Raw genomic sequence first — 20,459 nt, 5'->3', positions numbered from 1 at the left:
GCGATCAGGGTTCATAATGGATCAATGGAGCTGCGCAATCAGCTTCCAAGCAGTCATCCCCTGACTGCTCCTGTTCACCCTCCGGAGAGGGTCACAGGACCTCCTGAGTTACACCACTCGGAGGGGCGCTACCCGGGCCATGGCGTCAGCCGGCGGCTGCGCCCTGTGGGCTTCCACCACGGCCAGCAGGTTGGCCAGAGGGGCGCGCAGTTCGTGGGCCGCATCGGCCGTGAACTGCTCCTGCTGCCGGTACGCCGTCAGCAGCGGCCGCATCGCCAGACCGGACAGCCACCAGCTGGCCAGGCCCGCCACCAGCAGGGCGAGTAGCACAATCGTCTGTGTTGCCCACCAGAGCCGTTCCCGTTCCGCATCCAGTGCGCGCAGGCTGCGCCCGATCTGCAGGTAGCCCCAATCCAGCTCCTGCGCATTCGCGCCTGAATGCGCCGATGTGTGCGAATGGTGCAGGTGGATCGAATACTGCAGAAAGCGATCGCTCCCTGGCCCCACCACCACCGACCACGAGGAGCCGGAGCTTTCAACCTTGGTTTGTGGCGAAAGACCTGGTGATCCCGGGGAATGGGCGATCAGAACGCCACGGGGATCCAGCAGGCGCAGGTAGAAGCGCTCCGGGTCCGTGACACTCACGGCATGACGCGAGATCAGAGAAGGCGGCGATGGACAGGGATCACCGGCGAGGCAAAGCCCAGGCAGTACGGAGGCCAGCTGCGGAGAGGGTCTGGCCTCCTCCGGCAACAACGGTTTGAGGCTGTCATGCAAAGTGCCGGCGAGGGTTTCCACTTCGCTCTCGAGGGCCTTCCAGTTGGAGCGCATCAACAGGCCGAACATCCCGTAGCCGGCGGCATAGAGAATCACCCCGATCACCGCCAGGTACATCGCCGCCAGCCGCAGGCGGCTGCGGGACATGGGTCCAGGTCTGGCCATGGCGAGATGTCCTATGGCTTGTCCTCAGACTCCGGATCAAAGCGATAGCCCTTAGAAGGCACGGTCTCGATCGGAGAGGCCAGTCCGTGGCTGGCGATCTTGCGCCGCAGCAGACGCACCTGGGCCGCGACCACATTGCTGATCGGATCCTCATCCAGTGACCAGAGCTGAGAGCGCAGCCGCGAACCCGGGATGATCTCCTGCGGATGCTCCATGAAGTAGGCCATCAGCTGGAGTTCCTTGGCGGACAGGGTGATCCTGGTGGTGTCCTCTCCCTGCTCAACGCTGAGGCAGCCCTCGGCCGGATCCAGCAGATAAGGCCCGCAGCTGACCAGTGGCTCGCGGTAGCTGGGCTGGCGCCGCTGCAGCGCCCGGATCCGCGCCAGCAGTTCCTCCATGGCGAAGGGCTTGCTCAGGTAGTCGTCGGCGCCGGCATCAAGGCCCTGCACCCGGTGGCTGGTATCAGCCAGGGCCGTGAGCATCAGCACCGGCAGGGTGAGGCCAGCCCTCCGTATCCGCCGGCAGAGGTCCACCCCGGACAGCCCCGGCAGCATCCAATCGACGATCACCAGGTTGTAGGTGGCCAGATCGCTGCGGAGCAGGCTCCAGGCGCCGAGCCCTTCGGCGACATGGTCGACCACATGCTGATCCGCCTGGAGCACCGTCTGGATTGCAACAGCCAGTTCGGCTTCGTCCTCGACCAGCAGGATGCGCAGCGGCATGGGCCCGGGCCTGGGGGCGACGTCGGCTGATCCTAAGCAGCGCAGGCGGTTTCACCTGTTTTTCATCGCCACTGCGGCATCCTCTGCGGGTCCTTGTCCTGCCCTTGCGGCAGCAGCAGCATGCGCGCTCTTCTTCTGGCCGGCAGCCTCAGCCTCGGAACCCTGGCCCTCGGCGGCCTCAGCCCATCGATGGCCCACGTGGGCCATGGCGATGAGTTTCAACAAACAGGCAATGTGCGGCAGGTGAAGGCCAGCGCGGAGATCGATTCCCTGCTGGGTATCACCACCGCCCCCGCCGTCGAAGCCGGTGGTGTGGTCACCATTCCAGTGGCGGCGGTGGTGGATGCGGATGGCAAGCCCCTGGCGTTCGTCAAGAGCGGCACCACCTACGACCCGGTGTTTCTCCAGACCGGTGCCAGCCAGGGTGATCAGATCGAAATCACCGATGGCAGCATCTCGCCGGGAGACGACGTGGTGATTCAGGGGGCCCTCTCGCTCTACGCCGAGTCGAAGAAGAGCCAGAGCTCTGCCATCCCCAGCGCAGAGGGCTCCACACCGGCGACAACGGCAGCAGCACCAGCAGCTCCAGACGCCACCACCCAAACAGCAGCAGGGGGTCTCAACCCTCTGGCGATCGGCGCTGGTGCCGCGGTGCTGGTGGTGGGCGGGGTGGTCGTGGTCTCACGCCTGGGCAAGAAGAACTGACCCGCCGAGCCCTTCGTTCTCTCCTCCCGCCCCATCCCATTCCATGCTCAATCGCCTGCTCAACCAGACGCTGCGGACCTCGATCGCCAGGCGCTGGTTGGTTGTTGTCGCCGCCATCCTGATCACCCTCTGGGGCCTCTCCATCCTCAGCCGGATGCCCCTCGATGTCTTCCCTCAGTTCGCCCCGCCCCAGGTGGATGTGCAGACCACCGCGGATGGGCTGGCACCCGAGGAGGTGGAGCAACGCATCACCGTGCCGATCGAATCGGCCGTCAATGGGCTGCCTGGAGTGGAAACGGTGCGCTCCTCCTCGAAGGTGGGGCTCTCGATGGTGCAGGTGGTCTTTGATCAGAACGCCGACATCAACCGGGCCCGTCAATCGGTGGCGGAGCGCCTCCAGCAGATCGAAGCCGTGCTGCCCGCCAACGCCAGTGCCCCAGCGATCTCGCCGCTGGTGTCACCGCTGGGCACGATCCTGCAGTACGCCTTCACGGTGAAGGACGGCGGCTCCACCACGCTGATGGAGCTGCGCCGGATCGTTTCCACGACCTTCAGCCATCAGATCCTGGCGGTGCCCGGGGTCTCCCAGGTGACGCTCTACGGCGGCGAGGAGGGGCACCAGCAGATTCTGATCGATCCTCAACAGCTTCAGGCCCGCAACGTGTCGCTGCAGGCCGTGGCTGAAGGAGCGGCGGCCGCCAGCGCCCATGCACCGGGTGGCTTTCTGATCGCAGGCGGCCAGGAGAAGCTGATCCGCGCCAGCGGCCAGGCCCAAAGCAGCGACGATCTCGCCAATGCGGTGGTGCTCGATGGCAAGGGCCAACCGCTGCGGCTTGGCGAGCTCGCCGAGGTTCGACTGGCCGGTGCCCTCAAGCGCGGGGACGGCAGCTTCAACGGCAAGCCGGCGGTGGTGCTGATGATCAACAAGCAGCCCGACATCGACACCCCCAGGGTCACCCGCCAGGTGGAGGAGCGCATCGCCGCCCTCAGCAAGACCCTGCCAGGTGACATTCAGGTGCAGCGCACCTTCCGGCAGGCCAGCTTCATTGACACGGCGATCAAGAACGTCAGCAGTTCCCTGATCGAAGGCATCGTGATCGTCTCGGTGGTGATGGTGCTGTTCCTGATGAACTGGCGCACCGCCGTCATCACCCTCAGTGCCATCCCCCTGTCGTTGTTGATCGGCCTGATGCTGATGCGGGCCTTCGGGCTGGAGATCAACACCATGACCCTCGGTGGTCTGGTGGTGGCGATCGGTTCGGTGGTCGACGACTCCATCGTGGACATGGAGAACTGCTACAGCGGGCTTCGCAAGAATCAGGTCGCTGTCAATCCCAAAAACCCCCTGCAGGTGGTTTATGAAACTTCGGTGGAGGTGCGCCAGCCGGTGATCCTCTCCACCGTGATCATCGTGGTGGTGTTCGCGCCGATCTTCAGCCTTACGGGAGTGGAGGGGCGGATCTTCGCGCCGATGGGCCTGGCCTACCTGCTGTCGATCGCGGCCTCCACCCTGGTGGCGCTCACCCTCTCGCCAGCGCTCTGCGGGATTCTCCTGGCGAACACGCGGCTCCCCGCCGAGAGCACCTGGATCGCCACCTGGGCCGAGCGGGCCTACCGGCCCCTGCTGGAGATGGCGCTGATCTCCCCCAAACGCGTGCTGGCCGCTGCCCTGGCGATCACGGTGCTGGCTTGCGCCATCCTGCCCAGCCTCGGGCGGGTGTTCCTGCCGGAGTTCCGCGAGAAATCCCTGGTGAACTCGATGGTGCTCTATCCCGGCGTATCGCTGGAGATGACCAACCGCGCCGGTTTGGCCTTGTCCAACACCCTTCAATCCAGCCCCCTCTTTGAGTGGGTGCAGGTGCGGACCGGACGAGCACCGGGAGATGCCGATGGGGCAGGCGTCAACCTGGCCCATGTGGATGTGGAGTTGAGCGATGAGGCGATGAACGATCGCCCTGCCGCCATCGCCGAACTACGAGAAACCTTCCTCAAGCTGCCCGGGGTGGCCCCGAACATCGGCGGCTTCATCTCCCACCGCATGGATGAAGTGCTTTCGGGGGTCCGCAGTGCGATCGCCATCAAGATCTACGGACCTGATCTGGGCGAGCTGCGCAGGATCGGCGAGCAGGTGCGTGACGCCATCGAACCGATCCAGGGGGTGGTGGATCTGCAGCTCGAACCCCAGTTGCCGATCCAGCAGGTGCAGATTGCCTTCGATCGTCAGGCGGCCACAGCCCAAGGCCTGACCATGCAGCAACTCGCTGAGGCGGTGGAGATCGCCCTCAACGGCAAAACCGTGGGCCAGGTGGTGGACAACAGCACCGAGCGCATGGATGTGGTGGTGATGCTCGGCGAGGACTCCCGCAACAGCCTTGATGCCCTGCGGGCCATTCCGATCGCCACCCCTGCGGGCACCATGCTGCCCCTGGGCAACCTGGCCCGCATCGACTACGGACTGGGTGCCAATGTGGTCAACCGTGAGGATGTCTCCAGGCTGATCGTGGTGTCCTCCAATGTCAGTGGCCGGCCCCTGGGGTCTGTCGTGGGTGACATCCAGAAGGTGATCGACGCCAAGATCAAACTTCCCAGCGGCTATCTGATCCGTTATGGCGGGCAGTTCGAATCCGAGGAGCGGGCCACCGCCAACCTGGTGCTCTACAGCCTGCTGGCCACCTTGGTGATCGGCGTGTTGATGTTCATCGCCGTGAAATCACTCCCGGCCACGATCGCCATTCTGATCAACCTGCCCCTGGCCCTGGTCGGTGGGCTGGTGGCCATCCTGCTCACCGGCGGCGTTCTTTCCGTGGCCTCCCTGATCGGGTTCATCACCCTGTTCGGGGTGGCGGTTCGCAACGGCCTGCTGTTGGTGGACAACTACAACCGCCGCCACGCGGAAGGGATGGAGCTCAAAGAGGTCATCCGCGCCGGCAGCCTTCAGCGCCTCAACGCGATCCTGATGACGGCACTCACCTCAGCCCTGGGCATGCTGCCGCTGGCCCTGGCCTTCGGGGCCGGCAACGAGATCCTCCAACCCCTGGCGATTGTGGTGCTCGGTGGCTTGATCACCTCCACCAGCCTCACCCTGCTGGTGCTCCCGGCCCTCTATGCCAGTTTCGGACGCTGGTTGCTGCCCCGCCTCCGGAAGCCTGCGCGAGGCTTGAAGCCATTGGCGGTGATCCAGTGACGAGAGTGAGGGGCAACCCGCAGCGCTGGGGCCTGATCGCCGGCCTGCTGGCCGCCGTGTTCTTCGGTCTCAGCGCGCCGTTGATCAGCGTCATCAGCCGCGAAGGCTCACCGCTGATGATCGCCGCGCTGCTCTACGCCGGAGCCGCCATCGCGCTGCTGATGGTGCGGGGGGTCCTGGGCCATCAGCAGGAGGAGTCACCGGTTCAGCGCCGTGACTTTCCCCCGCTCCTGGGGCTCACCATTCTGGGCGGGATGGTTGGCCCGATCTGCCTGGTGCAGGGTCTCACTCTGGTGTCGGCGGGTTCAGCCTCGCTGCTGCTGAACCTGGAAGCGGTGTTCACCCTGCTGATCGCGGTGCTGATCGGCCGTGAACACCTCAGCCGCAAGGGTCTGATCGCGGCCGTTCTGATCCTCACCGGTGCTGTGCTGCTCACCGAAGGCTCCTTGAACGGCGCAACGGTGCTGGGCACCGTGCTGATCGCTGGAGCCTGCCTGGCCTGGGGAATCGACAACAACCTCAGCCAACGCCTGAGTCTGCGTGATCCCTTGCAGATTGCCCTGCTGAAGGCGATCGGGGCCTCGGTTCCGATGCTGATCCTGGCTCTCGCTGCCGGCCAGACCCTGCCGGCCTGGCCCGCTCTGCTGGCATTGCTGTCGATCGGCGCCGTTGGCTATGGCCTCTCGATCTGGCTGGATTTACTGGCCCTGCGCCACCTGGGTGCGGCGCGCGAATCGGTGGTGTTTTCAACGGCGCCGTTCGTGGGCCTGCTCTTCTCCGTCCTGGTGTTGCGGGAAGCCTTCACAGGCGGCATGGCCATGGCCTCAGCCCTGATGGTCCTCGGCATCACCGTTCTGCTGAAGGAAGATCATGGGCACTGGCACCGCCACGAGCCCCTCCGCCATGCCCACCGGCATCGCCACGATCCGGCCGGCGGAGACCCTCACCACCAGCATGATCACTCAGGGGATGAGTTGCCTGCCGACATGCCTCAAGGCCCTTGCTGGCATGCCCATGAGCACCTGCACCAGCCGATTGCGCACGAGCACGCCCACGTCAGCGATATCCATCACAGGCATGGTCACCGACATGGACTTTGAGCCTCTTCGTGACGGCTGATATTGACAGCATCAAGGCTTGGGGAACGTCAGCTTTTGGGCGCCACAATGAGAGAGAAGCGAACACTCTCGGATAGAAGAATTTCAGCCGGGTGAAGATAAGGGACTTGACACTCAACACCAGGAACCTTGGATCCTATGATAGTACAAATCAGAAGGTGATCTTGGTCTTTGGGCTAAAATCAAGTGCTAGCGCGAGAGGCGAAGCGGATATGCTCTGAGCACTGCTGGCGATGCGCGGGCCTGCAAGCGACGCCCGTGGAGATACAACGCCTTGGAACAAACCCCTGGAGTGGACAGGCCACCCTCAAGCTGCTTTCAAAAGCGGTAGCGTCTTGCCTGCCACTCAGAGGCAGCGTTTATCGAAGAGAGCTGGCTCGTGGCAATGCCTTGACCACATCAAGTCGACATGGCTATGAAGGGAGTGATGGGACGTCTCCAATGGCCAGAAAACTTGCGATCGTGATCAGCGGAGCGGTCTCACTGGGCAGTTATGAGGCCGGGGTAATGTATGAGCTGCTCGAAGCCATCGCCCTGCACAATGAGTTTCTCCAGGAGGAGCATCCGGAGCGCTACGAGCAGGATCGAGTGATCATCGATGTGATAACTGGCGCCTCTGCTGGAGCAATGACGGCCGCAATCCTGAGCCAGCAGCTCTATTACGGCGGCGACCGACTGAGGGATCCTTACGACAATCCCCTCTTCAATGCCTGGGTGATGAAGGTGAATATCGATAGCCTCCTGAAGGTGCCGCGAAAGCATCATAAGTATTCCCTGCTCAGCTCTGCAGTCGTTGATGACATCGGTGAGGAGTACATCCCAGACGATCCCGGCGATGTGCTGAATGGCCATCCGGCAGCCTCGGATTCCCTGCGGATTGGCCTGGCCATGGCCAATCTCAATGGCTTCTCCCAGGAGATTGTCGGGGAAAAGGAATCGTTCGCCTATTCCCGCTACAAGGATCAGTTCGTCTGCCTGCTGCGGCGTGTGTTGCCTCAGGAGGGGCCGTCAGCCAGTTCAGGGGAGGAGGTTGAGCCGACCATTCAGCTGTCTGAGCTGGAACCTCGTCGGAAGGGACGACAGGTGGTGTGGCGTCCGATGCTGAACACCTGTTCCTGGCCGATCCTGCGATTGATGGCCCTGTCCTCAGGAGCGTTTCCGTTGGCGTTCCGCGCCCGTCGCATCGTCCGCACCGGCGGCTCTGCGGCCAGTCTGATGCGCACCAGAGACAGCAGTCGCAAGGCCACCGCCGGTGATCAGCTGTACGGCGGTAACTACCTGTACACCGATGGTGGTGTCTTCGAGAACGAGCCGGTTGGCATGGCCGCCAGTCTGGCGAGGGAAATTGATGACAAGGATGGCCCTTCGCAGCGCCACTATCTGTTCGTTGCTCCCGGTAAACGCACGATTGATGCTGATCCCTTCTTCAATCGCGAAGACAACCTGTTGGCGATGGCGATTGGCCTCGCCAGCGCGGTCTTCGGACAGTCCCGTTTTCAGCAGTGGGTGACAGAGGGCCTGGAAGGCAAGCTGCTCACCGTCACCGCTTCCGATGCCTTGCTGATCGGGGATGTGTTCTCAGCTTTCGCAGGATTTCTGGAGTTTGAGTTCCGGGCTTATGATTACAACATCGGCAGGCGCAATGCACGTCAGCGGCTGAGGGAAGGAAAATTTGCCGACCTGATCGGTGATTTTCAGTGCATCGATCAGAAGATCCCGTTGATCGACTGGTTGCCCGGTTGGCCGACATCCTCGGACTCCCTTGAATCCTCATCGGCTTCCCCTTCCGTCTGCGCTGCGAATCCCTTCGCCCACGAGCAGATCCAGGACGGTGTGCTGGAGTATGAAACAGACTCCTGGAAACGGGTACGTGATCAACTGGTCAGTCTCGCTCAACCCTGCCTGATCGAGGAGGATGGTGAGCGGAGGCGGGATCAGCTGCAGGAACTGCGACAGCTCATGGTCAGGGTCGACCCCAGGCGTCGTCAGCTCATCGCTGAGCAGATCAGGTCTCGTGTCGACTCCCTGGTCGACTTCTTCAATGAGGACTATCTCGACAGGCTGGATGCGCAACGACGCTCCGGCCCATGGCGGTGGATGCTGCGTCAGTTCATCGGCAAGCCTCTCACCAAGTTGATTCTGAGGCGACTGATCAAGCCTGTCCTCGACGTCAATGTCCTGTGGCCGGAGCCCTAGCGCCATCTCAGCGGGCCTCCGCCTCAGCGTCTGTTGCCGGTGTCTGTTGCAGTTGTCGGCGCGCGAGGAGATGGATCCCGAGGTTTGAGCAGGATTGACGCACCGCGCGTCAGGCGGCTTTCCCTGGGATGTCCCCGTTGATCGGCGTTGACACGCTTCTGCAGGTCGTGGTCCCGAAGCTGCTGCGCATGACGCTCGTCAGCTTCGTGGTGGGCAGTGTCGTGGGAGCGGTGGTCTCCGCCATCGCCGATCTGATCCGGCGGTGGCGGCTGAGGCGATCCGGATCGCAGCCTCAGCAGGACGGCTTTGCACGGGGAAGCCTGCTGTGGGCGTCCCTCTGGGGATCGTTTCTCGGCACCTTTCTGATCGGCCTCCTGCCGATCGAGGCCAACCCGGCTTCCCTGATCGGCGGGCCCTACGGGGCCCTCTGGTTCGGCTTCATGCTCCTGGTCTTCGTGCCGGCCGGTGCCACCACGGGTGCGGTCCTTGGACTGATGGCAGCCGGCGCTGGGCGCCCCCGCCCGAACCTGCCCCGGCTGATGGCTGGCTGCACTGTGCTGGCCTACCTGATCAGCACCTTGGTGCTGGCACTTCTGCTGGCTCCGCCGAGCATCAGCTTCAACACAACTCCAGCGTCTGGGCCGTTCCCGCTGGTGGCCAGGCTCACGGGCGATGCCAGCCCTCCGCTGGATCTGGCCCTCAACGAGGCCGGCGATCAGCTGGCGGTGCTGCAGGTGCGCAACAGCGCGCAACAGCTGGACATCCTGGAGTTGTCCAGGCGGAAGCGGCGCCGGATCCGCCACCTCCATGGACTACCGGACGGTCAACGAACCCTCCAGGACATTCTGAGCTCCGTGGCCTTCAGTGCCGATGGCCAGGAGCTGATCACGGCGGCCATAGAGCAGGTGCAGGTGCGAACGCTGCCCGAAGGAGCGATTCGGCTGCGACTGGATGGTGCCACCGTGGCCTATCCGATGGCCGGCCGCAGGCTCGTGACCCTGGCGCCCAGTCCGGAGCCGCAGGGTCTCAAGGTCTGGGATCTTGCCACGGGCCAGCTGCTGCGAGTGATTCCCGCTGATCTCTCCACCCTGGACTGGAGGGAACGTCCGATCGCCGTCAGCTCTGATCGACGCCTTCTGGCCTTTCCCCGCCGTCTCTACGACCATCAGATCCAGGTGTGGAACGTTCCAGAGAACAAGCTGATCGGAAGCCTGGATCTGGATCGCCCGGCCGGCATTCTTTCCCTGGCGTTGTCTCCGGACGGCAGGCAGCTGGCCGTCGCTCTCGGCCAGGGTCCACCTCTTTCGATCTGGGATCTGGCCTCGGCGCGCCGGATCCGCACCTTCGAGGCGGTGCAGCGGGCGCAGCAGCTCTACTGGACCGACAAAGGTCTCCTGCTGAGGTCCAAGGGGGTCTTCAAGGTCCTCAACCCCCAGAGCGCAGAGGTGCTGCACACTCTCCAGCTGCAGTCGGCTGCGCCCATGCCCCAGGCCACACTTGAGGGTCCATCGGGTCTCACCGCTCTGAGCGGCGACGGATCCACCCTGGCGGTCTACGTTCCCCGCCAGGGAATCGGCGTGTGGCGCGTGGGCTCTCTGCACCCGTCCTGACTCAGCCAACCCCTGTCCGGAGCCTGAATCCAGGCCACGGCCCGGGATGGGCGCCGATCTCCCCCTACCGGCTCATCTCCAGCATCCTCTGGATCGGTGCCAGAGCCCGCTGCCGCAGCGCTTCGTCCATCTCGATCGCCGGGGTCATGTCGCGCAGGCACAGCCACAGTTTCTCCAGCGTGTTCAGCCGCATGTAGGGGCAGGCATTGCAGCTGCAGCCGTCGGCGCCCGGCACCTCGTAAAAGGCCTTGCCCGGCACCCGCTGGCGCATCTGGTGCAGGATCCCCGGCTCGGTGAGCACGATGAAGGCCGGCGCCTCACTCTCGGCAGCCCGGGCCAGCAACTTGCTGGTGGAGCCGATGAAGTCGGCCAGATCGAGCAGGTGCTGCTGGCATTCCGGGTGGGCCAGCACCTCGGCGTCCGGGTGCTGCAGTCTGAGCTGCAGCAGTGCCTGCTCACTGAAGGTTTCGTGCACCATGCAGCTGCCGGGCCAGAGCGTGAGCTCGCGGCCGCTCTGGTTCTGCACCCAGCGGCCCAGGTTCTGATCCGGCGCGAACAGGATCGGCCGGTCGGCCGGCAGCTGCTTCACCAGGTCCACCGCGTTGCTGCTGGTGCAGATCAGATCGCTCTGGGCCTTCACCGCCGCCGAGCAGTTGATGTAGCTCACCACGATGTGCTCGGGGTGCTCGGCCCTGAAGGCGGCGAAGCCATCGGCCGGGCAGGCGTCGGCCAGGGAGCAGCCGGCCTCGAGATCCGGCAGCAGCACCGTCTTCGTGGGGCTGAGAATCTTGGCGGTCTCGGCCATGAAATGAACGCCGCAGAACACGATCACCTCGGCGTCTGTGGCGGCGGCCTTGCGCGAGAGCTCGAGTGAGTCGCCGATGAAATCGGCCACATCCTGGATGTCGGGGCTCTGGTAGTAGTGAGCCAGGATCACGGCCTTTCGCGCCAGGCGCAGCTCATCGATCGCGGCCGGCAGGTCTCGGGAAGTGGTGGGGGCCTCAAGGGCGGCAAAAACCAACCTTGACCTCAACTGGGGCAGGATGAAACCAGCCTAGGCAAGGGAGCAGTCGTCACGGCCCACATGCGCCTTGCCATTGCCGGGGATCTGCACGGGCAATGGGACCGGCGTGACGTGGGCCTCCTGGCCCGTCTCGCCCCCGATGCCCTGCTGGTGGTGGGCGATCTCAGCGACGGTCACCAGCGCATCGCCGCCAGCCTCGCCGATCTGCCCCTGCCGGTGGCCTGCATCCTCGGCAACCACGACACCGGCAAGGACCACAGCGGTCGCAAACTGCAGCGCCAGATCGACCGGCTCGGCGAGAGACACTGCGGCTGGGCCCACCGCCGGCTCGACCCTCCCGGCCTGTCCGTGGTGGGCGGCCGGCCAGGCAGTGCCGGTGGCGGTCATCACCTCTCCAAGGCGGTGCAGGCCCTCTGGGGGCCCGTCGGGTTGGCCGAGTCGGCCGAGCGGATCGCCGCGGCGGCCCTCTCCGCCGATCCGCGCCTGCCCCTGGTGCTTCTGGCCCACTGTGGTCCCAGTGGCCTCGGCAGCGAGGCCAGCGATCCCTGCGGGCGCGACTGGAAATCGCCCGCCTGCGACTGGGGTGACCAGGACCTGGCCCAGGCGATCGAGCAGATCCGCGCCCGGCGGCCCTTGCCCCTGGTGGTCTTCGGGCACATGCATCACGCCCTCAAGCGCGGGCGGGGGGAGCGGCGCAGCTTTCTGATCGATCGCCGCGGCACCGCCTACCTCAACGCCGCCTTCGTGCCGCGCCATGCCGTCGATGGGGACGGGCGACAGCTGTGCCATCTGTCGTGGGTGGAGCTGGACGAGGGTCAGCTGATCCATGCCAGCCACCGCTGGTACGACCCTGAATCAGGGCGGTTGCTCTATGAGCAGCTTCTGCACCGGCAGCCGCTGGGCGACCATCAGCCGCTGGGTGATCAACCCGAGGCGCTGCCGTGCTGATCTACGCCGCCATCAGCGGCCATGGCTACGGCCACGGCTCCCGCAGCGGCGCCATCCTGCTGGCTCTGGCCCAGCGCCAGCCCGGCTGGCGGCTCGTGCTCTCCACCTCCCTGCCGGCCGCGTTCCTGCGCACGGTGTTTGGACCGGTGCCCTTTGAACGGCGCCCCTGCCTCTGGGATGTGGGTGTGGTCCAGGCCGATGCCCTCGGCGCCGACCCCGCCGCCACCCTTGCGGCCCTCGACGATCTGGAGCGGCACCTGCCTGCTCAGATCGCCGCGGAGACGCGCTGGCTCCAGGCCCAGGCCGGCCCGGTGCTGTTGCTGGGCGATGTGCCGCCGGCGCTGGCGCGGCTGGCCCAGGCCGGCGACTGGCCCCTGATCTGGGTGGGCAATTTCGGCTGGGATGCCATCTATGCGCCGATGGGCGGTCCCTTTCTGGTCTGGGCCGAGCGCTGCCGTGAGCTCTACCGCATGGGCCAGGGACTGATCCACTGTCCCTTCTCGATGCCGATGGCCTGGGGACTGCCGGAGATCAGGGTGGGGCTCACCGTGGCGCCGGCCCGGGAGCAGGCGGAGGTTCTGCGCCACCAGCTGGAGCTGCCGGTGCGCGGCCGCTGCGTGCTGGTGAGCTTCGGCGGGCTTGGCTTCGAGCTGGGGGAGGAACCCTTCCGCCGCTGGCCCGAGTTTGTGTTCGTGAGCACCGAGCCCGCGGCGGCGGGGGCGGCCAATGTGCGGCTGCTGCCCCAGGGCCTGCGCCTGATGGAGGTCATGCCGCTGGTGGAGCGGTTGATCACCAAGCCTGGCTACAGCAGCTTCTGTGAAGCCCTGGCGCACGACGTGGGCATCCACCTGGTGCACCGGGAGGGCTTTGCCGAGGCGCCGGTGCTGGAAGAGGCCCTGCGCCGGCATGGCCGCCACCGGTTGCTCAGCCAGGAGCAGCTGCGCTGCGGCGAGTGGCAGCTGGATCAGCCCCTGCAGGCGGCCGCGCTGGGCCCCCTGCCGCTGGACGGGGCCGAGACAGCTGCCGGCTGGCTGGAGCACCAGGCGCTCGCCTACAGCTGAAATCGCCGGGGAGCATTGCAGGGCAGGCGATCTGGTGTCCGTCGCTACCACGACTGGGGTCGCAATCAGCAGAGCTGATGATCAGTGTGGTGAATGATTTCGCTGCAACAAACCCTGTGCTGAACAGTGATGTGAACCTCCCGATCAATTCTGATAGCCGGTGGACAGTCGTGCGACTGTCACTGATGCGATCCCTGCCCTAGTGCTTGTTCGACACATTGACGTGCAACCCAAGCCCGCCGAGATGTATTCTTCGATCGCTTCGACGGTTTCCTCTGAGTTCATCACTGATTACTGAACCTGATTGCATCCATCAGAGTATCTGATCAGTTTTACAAGACATTTTTTCTCAAGCAGTTCCATCCCCGTTCAGTAGTCACGAACGGACTTGAACTCTCTTCGGTTTTCCTCTCCACCACAGCAGCGTTTCACCTTGGCCGATTCCTTATGGGATCAACCATGAAAGAGCGCGGCTGCCTTTGTCCTTTCTCCCTTAAATCCGTTGTTCGCCACCGCTTCCCGTTTCAGTCGCCTCTGCCTCCCGGCTCTGATTGTCGCCATGGGGGCCCCTGCCCATGCCACGGCGTGGGAGGAGATCCGTCTGCCGGGAGCGGCACCGTCCACTCAGCCCCAGTCGCTGGCGATCGCCACCCCCCAGGACGTGCCCGGCGCGCGCGCCATCTTTGAGATCACCCCTGAGCGGAGGGCACTGCTCAACACCATCCGCTATGCCGAAGGCACCTGGGCCAACGGCGAGGACGTGGGCTACCGGATCATGTTCGGCGGCAGCCTGATGGCGTCCCTGGATCGCCATCCCGATCGGGTCAACCGCACCGTGGGCTACGCCAGCGCCGCTGCTGGTGCCTATCAGTTCATGCCCTTCACCTGGGCGATGGCCACCCGGGCTCTGGGAATCACCGGTTTCGGCCCCCAGGTCCAGGATCAGGCCGCCATTTTCCTGATCCACCGGCGCGGGGCCCTGGCCCTGGCCGACCGCGGCGTCCTCACTCCTGAACTGGCCGCCAAGCTGGCGCCCGAATGGGCGTCATTCCCCACCCTGGCCGGCCGCAGCTTCTACGGCCAGCCCGTCAAGCGCTACGGCCAGCTCAGGGCCTTCTATGAGGCCAACCTGGCCAGCCTGCGGGCCATTGACAACGTCCGCACGGACGTCGCCCAGGCCGCTCCGCCGGTGCAGCCCGCCTGCAGCGACGACAGCCTCACCTGTGCCCTCCAGGAAGCCAGCTCCGGTCGCTGATGCCCCCTTGGCGGCCGGCGTCAGTCGCCGCCGCCTGACGATCCCTCGTTTCCGCCCGGTACACCCATCGTCTTCTGGGCGATCAGGTAGGCCGCTGCCGCTCCGCCCAGGAATCCCAGCGAGTTGCGCAGCACCGGCAGCAGGTCGGAGGTTCGGGTCACCACCGGCCCCAGCCCGAAGACCACGAACAGCATCACCCACAGTGGTGACAGCAGCAGCACCCAGCTCCACGCCACCACATCACCCTGTTTGCGCGGGTAGCCGGCGAAGCCCACGATCAGGCCCCCCAGCAGCGAGGTGCAGAACGTCAGCAGCCATTGCTCCTGGGGCAGGCCCGGCACCACCTGGCAGCCGCCCCGCTCGAGACAGGTTTCCACGGCCGTGAGCGCATCCACGATGGCGCCGTCCTCGCCGTGGTCGCGCACGTAGTACTGATTGCCGTAGCGCGTCTGCAGCTCCACCCAGAAGGTGCGCGGCATCAGGGCGAAGAGGGCGTCGCCCACGTTGAAATTGAGCAGGTTTCCGCCTCGGGGATCGGCCACCAGCAGCAGGCTGCGCTCATCCAGCCCCCAGAATTGCTTCACCGCCAGGCCGGGCGTGCGCTCGTACTGGGTCAGGACCCTCAGTTTCCAGCCGCTGCTGGCCTCGAAGGCCTCGAGATGGTCCTCCAGGCTGGCCCGCTGACCATCGGTGAGCGCCCGGGCCAGATCGATCACGGGGGTGGGGTGATCCGGCAGGAGGGAGGGATTGTCGGCGGCCCGGGCCATCCCGCCCGCCGCCCCCCCCAGAGGCGCCAGGAGGAGCACCAGGGCGGCCAGACAACCGAGGGTGGAGAGGAGGAGAGATCTGGCGCCAGGGGCCATGTGGCTGCTTCAGTGGCCCTTCATTCTCTCTGAGTCGACTCACCCCCCGTGTCCCTGCCTGCCTGGCTGGAAGAGCGCCTGCTCCGGGCCGGTGGCCGCGTGCCCTTCCGCACCTACATGGAGTGGGTGCTCAACGACCCCGAGCACGGCGCCTACGGCGCCGGCCGTCTCAGCATCGGCCCGGGAGGAGATTTCGCCACAGCTCCGTCGCTCGGCCCGGAGTTCGCCGCTTTGCTGGCCCCTCAGATCGCCCGCTGGCTGCTGGATCTCCCCCAGGAGCGCCTGAGCCTGGTGGAGACCGGTCCCGGCGAAGGCAGCCTGGCGGCTCAGCTGGCTGAGGTGCTGGTGAGCGGCTGGCCTCAGCTGGCCGGTCGGCTGGAGCTGGTGCTGGTGGAGCCCAACGCCGGGATGGCGGCCCGGCAGCGCCAGCGCCTCGAGGGCTGCCCGTTGCCCGTGCGCTGGAGCAGCTTTGAGGAGATGGCCGCCGCTCCGCTCAGCGGCGTGGTGCTGGCCCATGAGGTGCTCGATGCCCTGGCGGTGGAGCGGATCGAGCGCAGCGGCGGCCAATGGCGCCGTCAGCAGGTGACGCTGCGGGAGGGAAGAACGTTGCGGCTGGAGCCCGGTGACCCCCTGGAGCCGGAGGATGAGGACCGACTGGAGCCCCTCGGACTGCTGCCCCTCGATCCGAGGCGCCCCGAGGGCTGGTGCAGCGAACTTCACCCCGGGCTCTCCCCATGGATGGCGGCCTGCGCCGCCGCCCTGGCCCGGGGCCGCCTGCTGGTCATCGACTACGCCCTCGAGGCCTGGCGTTACTACGCCCCCCAGCGCAGCAACGGCACCCTGATGGCCTACCGCGCCCAGCGAGCCAGCTCCGATCCTCTGCTGGAGCCCGGCCACTGGGACCTCACCGCCCATCTCTGCATCGAGAGCGTGCTCGAGGCCGCCGAGGCGGCCGGCTGGAGTGTCCTGGGCCAGCGCCGCCAGGGGGAAGCCCTGCTGGCCCTTGGTCTGGCCCAGCGCCTGCACGGCCTGCAGCAGCCCTCGCTGTCGGCCGCTCAGGACTGCGGCGCAGCAGGCGGCGAAGGCCTGGCGGCCCTGCTGGCCCGGCGCGAAGCCCTGCTGCGCCTGGTGGATCCCGCCGCTCTCGGCGATTTCCGCTGGCTGGCCTTCAGCCGCGGGGAGGGCTCGCCGGCGCTGGACTCCGTCGCCGAGCTCTTCCTGCAGGAGCCCGGCGAAGGCGCGTAGTTTGCCCCGATGGATCCCACCATCCTCGATGTCGATCTGCTGGCCTTCGAGCGGGGTGATGACCGCCGCCGGCGGGCGGTGGTCGATGGGGTGAGGCGCAGCCTGGCCACCGGCTTTCTGTACACCAGCAGTGATCTGTCCGGCGATCTGCTCGACACGGCTTACGGGATGCTGGCCCGCTTCTTCGCCCTCGATGGCGCCATCAAGGACCGTTTCACGGCTGCCGGGGCCTCAGGCCAGACGGGCTACACGGGCCTGCTGGTGGAGACCGCCGCCGGCAGCGAGCGGGCTGACTGGAAGGAGATGCTCAACTGGTCGGCGCCGATCCCGGCCTCGCACCCCCTGCGCCGCCGCTACCCGCTGCTTTATCCCGAGCCGGTGCTGCCCGAAGCGGTGGTGCCCGGCATCACTGAGGTGCTGCTGCGCTTCCACGGGGCGCTCGCCGATCTGCAGCGGCGGGTCCTGCGGGTGATCGCGCTGGGCCTGGGTGCGGCCGAGTCCTTCTTTGAGGAGATGGTCAGCGAGGCCCCCACCCTCAGCCGCGCCATCCGCTATCCGCCGATGGCGGCGGCTCCCGGTCCCGGTCACCTCTGGGCCGCCGCCCACGGCGACATCAACCTGATCACCGCCCTGCCCCGAGCGACCGCTGGTGGCCTGGAGGTGGAGGTGGCCGGCGGCTGGGTGCCGGCGCTGCCTCCCGAGGGGCGGGTGATCATCAACAGCGGTCTGATGCTCGAGCGGCTCAGCAATGGCCTGATCCCCGCCGGCCTGCACCGGGTGGTGGCACCTCCCGGGTCCGCTCGGGAGCGGATGAGTGTGGTGCAGTTCTGTCACGCCCGGCCCTCCACCCTGCTGGCGCCTCTGGCCAGTTGCTGCACAGCGGAGAATCCCCAGCGCCAGGCCGGGGTGCTGGCGGCCGACGCTCTCGAAGAGGTGCTCTACCGGATCAACCTCCTGTAACGAGGGGGCGCCGGATCTGGCTGCGTCCGCGACTGTCGCTCAGGCGTGGCGGCAGCCGCTCCGGATTCAGCAGCTGCAGGGTGCGCATGTTGACCGTGCTCTCCCGCCGTCGGCCGCTGGTCCAGTCGTCATCGAGAACGGTCAGGGTCTGGAACGGCGCCGTGCTCTGCCCCAGCAGCTTCCGGGGACCGCTGCCGAGGGCGCCGAGCTGGATCAGGTCGAGCTGGCCGATCCGGCCGGGGTAGTAGGCGTGCTGATGGCCGCTGATGTAGGCCTCCACCTGGTGGCGTTCGAGCAGCTGGCGGAGCTCCTGGCTCCGGGCCAGCACATTGCCGGGCGTGTCGCGCCCTTGCGAGACCCCCAGCAGTGGCAGGTGTCCCACCACCAGCCGCCTCCTGGCCCCGCGGGCCCCCACGCTCGCCAGGCTCCGCTCCGCCCAGCGCAGCTGTTCGGATGGAATCGCGGCGGAGGAGGCGTCGAGCACCAGCAGGAACAGCCCGTTCTGGACCACGGAATAGAAGAAGGGGAAGCCTGAGCCGTCGGCGAAGCTGAGGCCGAGGTCCCCCTGCTGACGGAGCCAGTAGCGGCTGGCCTCCCGCCGCTCCCGCTCAAAGACGTAGCGGCCGTCCACCCAGCTGCTGGACGCGTCGTGGTTGCCCATCGCCGGAACGAAGGGCAGCCCCGCCCGCCTCAGGGGCCTGAGCACCTGGCGATCGAACCCGGCCCACATGGCCTGCAGCTGTTCGGTGCTCAGGCTCGACTTCTGGCCGGCCACCATGTCGCCGGCGCAGACCACCAGATCCGGGCGCAGGGAGGGGATCAGGGCGATCCCCTGGCTCACCTCGGGGATGTAGGTGGTGGATCCGTAGCTGGCATTGAGATCACTGATCAGCACCAGACGCTGGTCACCGCGGGGCGGCAGCCTCAGGTCGGCAGTGCCCGCCGCGGCCGCTGGAGTCCCCTGGGCCAGCCTCCAGCCGCCGGAGGCCGCCACCCCCAGGGCCAGGCCCCCCAGACCGAGAACCTGACGTCGGCTGAGGGTTGGGGCCATGGTCGAATCACTGCCGCTGCGGCTCCATGTTGCCGGCACTGGTCCGCCGGATCCGGCGGGTTGTGCTCCGGACCCCATAGGCTGCGCCGGGCCAGAACCTTCGATGGCATGAACGACCACCTGGGAGCAGGAGCAGGACACGATGAGCCACAAGCCATGAGCAGCAAGGACTTCCACTACGAGCCGGTGGAGAGATTCGGCGAAGGGCTCACCACCAGCCGCCCCTGGAACACCAACGCCCTGGCCGGGGTGGAACTCCTCAACGGCCGGGTGGCGATGCTGGGCTTCAGCGCCGCCATCGTGGGCGAATGGCTCACCGGCAAGGGCATCGTCGGCCAGCTGGGTGCTGTGCTGGCCTGGTATCTCGGCTGATTACCGGCCGTAGAGAGCGGTGAAGGAGGCCTTGCCCAGACTCTGGCTGTTGACCATGAAGCCCACCAGTGCCGCCGAAGGATCGGGCGGCAGCTCGAGAGTCTTCACCTTGAGGGCGTGCAGGGTGAAGGTGTAGCGATGGGGTGCGTTGCCCACCGGCGGGCATGGGCCTCCCCAGCCGGGGCTGCCGTAGTCGGTGCGGATCTGGCGGGCACCCGGTGGAAGACCCATGCCGTCAGCGCGGCCTGCGTTCGCCGGCAGCCCGGAGCTGCCGGCGGGGATGTCCACCACCAGCCAGTTCCACCAACCGCTGCCGCCGGTGGGGGCATCGCTGTCGTGCACCAGCAGGGCGAAGCTCTGGGTCTGGGGCGGGGCCTTACTCCAGCTCAGGGCCGGGGAGATGTTCTCCCCGCTGCAGCCGAAGCCGTTGAACACGTGCTTTGCGGCGATGGTGCCGTTGGCCTTGATCTGGGGACTGCTCAGGTTGAAGCCCTCCGAGCGGGCCATGGCCCCCAGGTTGGTGACCACGACGGCCAGCAGGGCGGTGGCGGCTCCTTTGATCCGCAAGGAGCGTCTCGAGGGCGATGTCATCAAGGGGGTGTGCTGTTGGCCTGAGGGGATGAGGCTGATGCTCAGGGACTGGATCAGAGGCAGCCCTGGACGGAGATGCGGTAGCTGAACCCCAGGGCGCCGGGGTCACTGCTGGCTCCCACCTTGAAGTTCATCTGGCTGGCCTGTTTGCCCTCGATGGCCTGGAATGGGCCGAACATGCGGCCGGTGCCGATCGGAGGATTCATCGTTTCATTCACCACCTGAAGTGAGCTGCCATCGCTGAATTTCATGAAGGCCTCCACGGGGTACTTGGCTCCGGCATCTGAGGAGTTGGCGGTGAAGAAGAACTTGAAGCTGGTGAAGGGTTGATCGACGATGAAATCGGTGTTCCAGTTCGACTTGCCGAACAGCTTGCCCCGCCCCACCGACTTGGCCACGATCGGGCTCATGCCGTTGCCGCCGATCGGGTTGAGGAAGGTGCAACGGGGCTCGGCCTGGGCCAGGCCAGCGGCAGGCCAACCCAGCAGCAGGCCGCTGGCGACCGCCAGACCAAGGCCTGCGAGCCGACGGCCTGAAAACAGCTGAGATGACACCACCATTGTCTCTTGGGTCATGGTCAGGAGTCGTGTCTATCAGAGGCGCCATCCTGCC

18 protein-coding genes are annotated in these 20,459 nt (G+C 66.2%); 11 read left to right on the top strand and 7 right to left on the bottom strand.

From position 1 onward, the window contains the following. Positions 1-108: 108 nt before the first annotated feature. Together I1E95_RS01465 and rppA are read right to left on the bottom strand one after the other, a co-directional pair. Positions 109-924, bottom strand: a complete 816-nt coding sequence (locus I1E95_RS01465; RefSeq protein ID WP_197164752.1) for a hypothetical protein — start codon at positions 922-924, stop codon at positions 109-111. 29 nt (positions 925-953) lie between these two features. Beyond that, complete coding sequence (gene rppA / locus I1E95_RS01460) at positions 954-1,664, bottom strand: two-component system response regulator RppA (protein WP_197164750.1); 711 nt, start codon at positions 1,662-1,664, stop codon at positions 954-956. Between the two features lie 120 nt (positions 1,665-1,784). Between rppA and I1E95_RS01455 the strand changes: the two genes are divergently transcribed. From I1E95_RS01455 to I1E95_RS01435, 5 genes are all read left to right on the top strand, one after another. After that, positions 1,785-2,369 carry a hypothetical protein gene (locus tag I1E95_RS01455; RefSeq protein WP_197164748.1) on the top strand — a complete coding sequence of 195 codons (585 nt, stop codon included), beginning with the start codon at positions 1,785-1,787 and terminating at the stop codon, positions 2,367-2,369. A 43-nt stretch (positions 2,370-2,412) separates the two neighbouring features. After that, a complete protein-coding gene (locus I1E95_RS01450) occupies positions 2,413-5,553 on the top strand; it encodes an efflux RND transporter permease subunit (protein ID WP_197164746.1) in 3,141 nt (1,046 codons plus the stop codon). Further along, on the top strand, positions 5,550-6,653 hold the full coding sequence (locus I1E95_RS01445; protein ID WP_231594781.1) for a DMT family transporter: 1,104 nt from the start codon (positions 5,550-5,552) through the stop codon (positions 6,651-6,653). Before I1E95_RS01450 ends, I1E95_RS01445 begins: the two co-directional genes overlap by 4 nt. Before the next feature lie 276 nt (positions 6,654-6,929). Further along, positions 6,930-8,867 carry a patatin-like phospholipase family protein gene (locus tag I1E95_RS01440; RefSeq protein WP_197164744.1) on the top strand — a complete coding sequence of 646 codons (1,938 nt, stop codon included), beginning with the start codon at positions 6,930-6,932 and terminating at the stop codon, positions 8,865-8,867. A gap of 167 nt (positions 8,868-9,034) precedes the next feature. Continuing rightward, the gene (locus tag I1E95_RS01435; RefSeq protein WP_231594780.1) at positions 9,035-10,477 is read left to right on the top strand and encodes a WD40 repeat domain-containing protein; all 1,443 of its coding nucleotides are present in this window, start codon (positions 9,035-9,037) and stop codon (positions 10,475-10,477) included. A 64-nt stretch (positions 10,478-10,541) separates the two neighbouring features. Here I1E95_RS01435 and nadA read toward each other — a convergent pair whose 3' ends face one another. After that, on the bottom strand, positions 10,542-11,498 hold the full coding sequence (nadA, locus tag I1E95_RS01430) for a quinolinate synthase NadA (protein WP_197164740.1): 957 nt from the start codon (positions 11,496-11,498) through the stop codon (positions 10,542-10,544). Between the two features lie 63 nt (positions 11,499-11,561). Here nadA and I1E95_RS01425 point away from each other — a divergent pair, with 63 nt between their 5' ends. The 3 genes from I1E95_RS01425 (at position 11,562) to I1E95_RS01415 (ending at position 14,765) form a co-directional block, all read left to right on the top strand. Continuing rightward, complete coding sequence (locus I1E95_RS01425) at positions 11,562-12,449, top strand: TIGR04168 family protein (RefSeq protein ID WP_197164738.1); 888 nt, start codon at positions 11,562-11,564, stop codon at positions 12,447-12,449. Then, positions 12,443-13,510 (top strand): hypothetical protein, encoded by a 1,068-nt coding sequence (locus I1E95_RS01420; RefSeq protein ID WP_197164736.1) that lies wholly within the window; start codon positions 12,443-12,445, stop codon positions 13,508-13,510. Before I1E95_RS01425 ends, I1E95_RS01420 begins: the two co-directional genes overlap by 7 nt. 559 nt (positions 13,511-14,069) lie before the next feature. After that, the gene (locus tag I1E95_RS01415) at positions 14,070-14,765 is read left to right on the top strand and encodes a glycoside hydrolase family 104 protein (RefSeq protein ID WP_231594779.1); all 696 of its coding nucleotides are present in this window, start codon (positions 14,070-14,072) and stop codon (positions 14,763-14,765) included. Between the two features lie 20 nt (positions 14,766-14,785). On the opposite strand, the gene I1E95_RS01410 is transcribed toward I1E95_RS01415, so the two are convergent. Then, positions 14,786-15,628, bottom strand: a complete 843-nt coding sequence (locus I1E95_RS01410) for a TPM domain-containing protein (RefSeq protein ID WP_197164732.1) — start codon at positions 15,626-15,628, stop codon at positions 14,786-14,788. A gap of 48 nt (positions 15,629-15,676) precedes the next feature. On the opposite strand from I1E95_RS01410, the gene I1E95_RS01405 reads away from it, so the two are divergent. Both I1E95_RS01405 and I1E95_RS01400 read left to right on the top strand, forming a co-directional pair. After that, positions 15,677-16,873 carry a class I SAM-dependent methyltransferase gene (locus I1E95_RS01405; protein WP_197164730.1) on the top strand — a complete coding sequence of 399 codons (1,197 nt, stop codon included), beginning with the start codon at positions 15,677-15,679 and terminating at the stop codon, positions 16,871-16,873. Positions 16,874-16,882: 9 nt separating this feature from the next. Further along, on the top strand, positions 16,883-17,833 hold the full coding sequence (locus I1E95_RS01400) for an isopenicillin N synthase family oxygenase (RefSeq protein ID WP_197164728.1): 951 nt from the start codon (positions 16,883-16,885) through the stop codon (positions 17,831-17,833). Here the strand turns inward: I1E95_RS01400 and I1E95_RS01395 are convergent. After that, positions 17,820-18,884 (bottom strand): metallophosphoesterase, encoded by a 1,065-nt coding sequence (locus I1E95_RS01395; protein WP_197164726.1) that lies wholly within the window; start codon positions 18,882-18,884, stop codon positions 17,820-17,822. The two genes, I1E95_RS01400 and I1E95_RS01395, sit on opposite strands and share 14 nt — an antisense overlap. A 156-nt stretch (positions 18,885-19,040) precedes the next feature. Between I1E95_RS01395 and I1E95_RS01390 the strand changes: the two genes are divergently transcribed. Beyond that, positions 19,041-19,256: a chlorophyll a/b-binding protein gene (locus tag I1E95_RS01390; RefSeq protein WP_197164724.1), complete on the top strand. Its 216-nt coding sequence runs from the start codon at positions 19,041-19,043 to the stop codon at positions 19,254-19,256. Here the strand turns inward: I1E95_RS01390 and I1E95_RS01385 are convergent, their stop codons facing one another. Both I1E95_RS01385 and I1E95_RS01380 read right to left on the bottom strand, forming a co-directional pair. Beyond that, entirely contained in the window at positions 19,257-19,847 is a 591-nt protein-coding gene (locus I1E95_RS01385) for a YbhB/YbcL family Raf kinase inhibitor-like protein (protein ID WP_197164722.1), read from the bottom strand. A 53-nt stretch (positions 19,848-19,900) separates the two neighbouring features. Next, positions 19,901-20,422 carry a hypothetical protein gene (locus I1E95_RS01380; RefSeq protein WP_231594778.1) on the bottom strand — a complete coding sequence of 174 codons (522 nt, stop codon included), beginning with the start codon at positions 20,420-20,422 and terminating at the stop codon, positions 19,901-19,903. Positions 20,423-20,459: the final 37 nt, after the last annotated feature.

It is taken from the genome of Synechococcus sp. CBW1107 (assembly GCF_015841355.1).
Taxonomy (GTDB): domain Bacteria; phylum Cyanobacteriota; class Cyanobacteriia; order PCC-6307; family Cyanobiaceae; genus Regnicoccus_A.
The sequence above is the reverse complement of the archived record's forward strand: the minus strand, read 5'-3'. Positions and strand labels throughout refer to the sequence as shown.

Excerpts from the sequence above, each read along its gene's own strand:
- I1E95_RS01425 (WP_197164738.1), top strand. The coding sequence starts at position 11,562 with ATGCGCCTTGCCATTGCCGGGGATCTGCACGGGCAATGGGACCGGCGT.
- I1E95_RS01465 (WP_197164752.1), bottom strand. The coding sequence starts at position 924 with ATGTCCCGCAGCCGCCTGCGGCTGGCGGCGATGTACCTGGCGGTGATC.
- rppA (WP_197164750.1), bottom strand. The coding sequence starts at position 1,664 with ATGCCGCTGCGCATCCTGCTGGTCGAGGACGAAGCCGAACTGGCTGTT.
- I1E95_RS01450 (WP_197164746.1), top strand. The coding sequence starts at position 2,413 with ATGCTCAATCGCCTGCTCAACCAGACGCTGCGGACCTCGATCGCCAGG.
- I1E95_RS01455 (WP_197164748.1), top strand. The coding sequence starts at position 1,785 with ATGCGCGCTCTTCTTCTGGCCGGCAGCCTCAGCCTCGGAACCCTGGCC.
- I1E95_RS01415 (WP_231594779.1), top strand. The coding sequence starts at position 14,070 with ATGGGGGCCCCTGCCCATGCCACGGCGTGGGAGGAGATCCGTCTGCCG.
- I1E95_RS01380 (WP_231594778.1), bottom strand. The coding sequence starts at position 20,422 with ATGACCCAAGAGACAATGGTGGTGTCATCTCAGCTGTTTTCAGGCCGT.
- I1E95_RS01390 (WP_197164724.1), top strand. The coding sequence starts at position 19,041 with ATGAGCAGCAAGGACTTCCACTACGAGCCGGTGGAGAGATTCGGCGAA.
- I1E95_RS01410 (WP_197164732.1), bottom strand. The coding sequence starts at position 15,628 with ATGGCCCCTGGCGCCAGATCTCTCCTCCTCTCCACCCTCGGTTGTCTG.
- I1E95_RS01395 (WP_197164726.1), bottom strand. The coding sequence starts at position 18,884 with ATGGCCCCAACCCTCAGCCGACGTCAGGTTCTCGGTCTGGGGGGCCTG.
- I1E95_RS01400 (WP_197164728.1), top strand. The coding sequence starts at position 16,883 with ATGGATCCCACCATCCTCGATGTCGATCTGCTGGCCTTCGAGCGGGGT.
- I1E95_RS01385 (WP_197164722.1), bottom strand. The coding sequence starts at position 19,847 with ATGACATCGCCCTCGAGACGCTCCTTGCGGATCAAAGGAGCCGCCACC.